This is a genomic window from Kitasatospora sp. NPDC091257 (genome assembly GCF_044757675.1).
In the GTDB taxonomy this organism is placed as follows: domain Bacteria; phylum Actinomycetota; class Actinomycetes; order Streptomycetales; family Streptomycetaceae; genus Kitasatospora; species Kitasatospora lactacystinica.
Genome location: NZ_JBIVVI010001098.1, coordinates 1 through 3,076 on the forward strand (window position 1 = coordinate 1; position 3,076 = coordinate 3,076).

General features: G+C 71.9%; 3 protein-coding genes. 2 read left to right on the plus strand and 1 reads right to left on the minus strand.

Annotation, left to right across the window (positions count from 1 at the left end):
* The first annotated feature begins 92 nt into the window (after positions 1-92).
* Both ACIQOV_RS34840 and ACIQOV_RS34845 read left to right on the plus strand, forming a co-directional pair.
* Positions 93-1,010 carry a hydroxymethylglutaryl-CoA lyase gene (locus tag ACIQOV_RS34840; protein ID WP_401054858.1) on the plus strand — a complete coding sequence of 306 codons (918 nt, stop codon included), beginning with the start codon at positions 93-95 and terminating at the stop codon, positions 1,008-1,010.
* A 176-nt stretch (positions 1,011-1,186) separates the two neighbouring features.
* Positions 1,187-2,377, plus strand: a complete 1,191-nt coding sequence (locus tag ACIQOV_RS34845) for an acyl-CoA dehydrogenase family protein (protein ID WP_380539122.1) — start codon at positions 1,187-1,189, stop codon at positions 2,375-2,377.
* 158 nt (positions 2,378-2,535) lie between these two features.
* Here the strand turns inward: ACIQOV_RS34845 and ACIQOV_RS34850 are convergent, their stop codons facing one another.
* Entirely contained in the window at positions 2,536-2,955 is a 420-nt protein-coding gene (locus ACIQOV_RS34850; RefSeq protein ID WP_401054857.1) for a universal stress protein, read from the minus strand.
* Between the last annotated feature and the right edge of the window lie 121 nt (positions 2,956-3,076).

Consider the following 3,076-nt stretch of genomic DNA (forward strand, 5'->3'; position numbering starts at 1 on the left):
GTGCCCACCGCCCAGGCGCTGCGCGCCGTCGGGCACGAGGTCCTGTTCGCCGTCGGACAGCCGGTCGAGCTGATCCGGTCCGCGCCCCCGGCCTGCCCGAGGCGGTCCGGATCCACGAGGTCGGACCGCGCGACGGCCTGCAGAACGAGAAGTCCTCGGTGCCGGTCGAGGTCAAGGCCGAGTTCATCGCCCGGCTCGCGGCCGCCGGGCTGCGCACCGTCGAGGCCACCAGCTTCGTTCACCCGAAATGGGTACCGCAGCTGGCTGACGCGGAGGAGCTGTTCCCCCGGCTCGCCGGCCTGCCGGAGCGCCACCCCGGCCTGCGGCTGCCGGTGCTGGTGCCCAACGAGCGCGGCCTGGACCGCGCGCTCGCCCACCACGCCTCCGACATCGCGGTGTTCGCCAGCGCCACCGAGACCTTCGCCCGCCGCAACCTCAACCGCTCGGCGGACGAGGCCATGGCGATGTTCCGCCCGGTCGTGGCCCGGGCCACCGAGGCCGGGGTCGCGGTCCGCGGCTACCTCTCGATGTGCTTCGGCGACCCGTGGGAGGGCCCCGTCCCGGTCGACCAGGTGGTCCGGTACGGCGTGCAGTTGCTGGAGCAGGGCTGCGCGGAGCTGAGCCTCGGCGACACCATCGGGGTGGCCACTCCGGGCCAGGTCACCGCCCTGCTGGCGGGCTTCGAGCGGGCCGGCGTCCCGGTCGACCGGCTCGCCGTGCACTTCCACGACACCTACGGCCAGGCGCTCAGCAACACCCTGGCGGCACTGCGCGAGGGCGTCACCACGGTGGACGCCTCGGCGGGCGGCCTGGGCGGCTGCCCGTACGCGAAGAGCGCCACCGGCAACCTGGCCACCGAGGACCTGGTCTGGATGCTGCACGGGCTCGGCGTCCGGACCGGCGTCGACCTGCGCGCGCTCGTCGCGACCAGCGGCTGGATGGCCGAGCGCCTCGGCCGCCCGAGTCCCTCCCGCGCCGTCCAGGCGCTGCTCGGCCCCACCGGGAGCTGACCCGCCCGCACCCGTCCCGGCGCCGACCGCCCGCAACCCGGCCGGCGCCGCGCACCACCCGCACCGCCCGACACCCGTCCCTCACATCACACCGCGCGTCCGTCACACCGTCCGACGGACGCCGGTCACCCCGCTCACGTCCGCGGCCGACCCGGCCGGGCGCCAGGAGGATCACCATGCTCGACCACAGGCTCAGCAGCGAGTACGAGGAACTGCGGCGCACCGTCGCCGAGTTCGCCCAGGACGTGGTGGCGCCGAAGATCGGCGGGTTCTACGAGCGGGAGGAGTTCCCCTACGAGATCGTCCGGGAGATGGGGCGGATGGGGCTCTTCGGCCTGCCCTTCCCGGAGGAGTACGGCGGCATGGGCGGGGACTACTTCGCCCTCGGCCTCGCCCTGGAGGAACTCGCCCGCGTCGACTCCTCGGTGGCGATCACCCTGGAGGCCGCCGTCTCGCTCGGCGCGATGCCGATCTACCGGTTCGGCACCGAGGAGCAGAAGCGCGAGTGGCTGCCCCGGCTGACCTCGGGCGAACTCCTCGGCGCCTTCGGCCTCACCGAGCCGGAGGGCGGGTCGGACGCGGGGGCCACCCGCACCACGGCGCGCTACGACGAGGCCACCGACGAGTGGGTCATCAACGGGACCAAGTGCTTCATCACCAACTCCGGTACCGACATCACCGGTCTGGTCACCGTCACCGCACTCACCGAACCGATCGCTCGTTCGAGTGAAGAGGGCGAATTCCGCTCGCCTGTACGGGAGATCTCCTCCATCATCGTGCCCACCGGGACCCCCGGATTCCAGGTCTCGAAGAAGTACTCGAAGGTCGGGTGGAACGCATCCGACACCCGCGAACTGTCCTTTACCGACTGCCGCGTTCCCGCGGCCAACCTGCTGGGCGAGCGTGGCCGAGGCTACGCCCAGTTCCTGCGGATCCTCGACGAGGGCCGCATCGCGATCGCGGCCCTGGCCACCGGCCTGGCCCAGGGCTGCGTCGACGAGTCCGTGAAGTACGCCGGCGAGCGCCGGGCCTTCGGCCGGCCGATCGGCGCCAACCAGGCCATCCAGTTCAAGCTTGCCGACATGGAGCTGCGCGCCCACACCTCCCGCCTGGCCTGGCGGGACGCCGCTTCCCGGCTGCTGCACGGTGAACCGTTCAAGAAGGAGGCCGCGATCGCGAAGCTGTACTCGTCCGAGGCCGCCGTCGACAACGCCCGCGAGGCGACCCAGATCCACGGCGGGTACGGCTTCATGAACGAATTCCCGGTCGCCCGTTTCTGGCGCGACTGCAAGATCCTGGAAATCGGGGAGGGCACGTCCGAGGTCCAGCGCATGCTCATCGCCCGGGAACTGGGCGTCGGTTCGTGACGACCACACCCTGATGGTCACCTCCTGAGCCGCGCCCACCGGGTCACGTACCACTCAACGCGCTTCCCCGCGCACAGAGTTGGGGAGCCCGACGATGGAGGAGGCAGCAGGAGGAGACCTCGGGGAGGCTTCGTGAGAAGCCTCAGGAACGAGAGACCTCAGGGGATCACGATCACCGGACGGTTGGCCCGCCGCGCCAGCCGTCCGGAGACCGAGCCGAAGATCTTGCCGAGCAGGCCGTGCGTCGTGCCGACGACGATCGCGTCGGCGGCGTACTCACGACCGACCTCCTCGATCTCGTGGCAGATGTCCCCGCCGCGCTCGACCAGGATCCACGGCACCCCGGTGAGGAAGTCCGCGCAGGCGAGCTCCAGGCCGAGGACCTCGGTCCGGTGGTCGGGGAGGTCGACGAAGACGGGTGGCTCGCAGCCTGCCCAGACGGTGGCGGGCAGACGGTTGGCCACGTGCACGATCACCAGACCGCACTGCGAACGGCGCGCCATGCCGACGGCGTAGGCGAGGGCGCGCTCGCTCGACAGCGAGCCGTCGAAGCCGACCACCACACCGTGCTGGAACACCGGGTCGAGGGACGGCGCCGGAGCTTCCTGCCCGGACGGTGGCGGGCAGACGGTTGGCCACGTGCACGATCACCAGACCGCACTGCGAACGGCGCGCCATGCCGACGGCGTAGGCGAGGGC

What these genes read in the sequence shown, in the direction of transcription:
- ACIQOV_RS34845 (WP_380539122.1), top strand. Translation starts at nt 1,187, where the DNA reads ATGCTCGACCACAGGCTCAGCAGCGAGTACGAGGAACTGCGGCGCACC.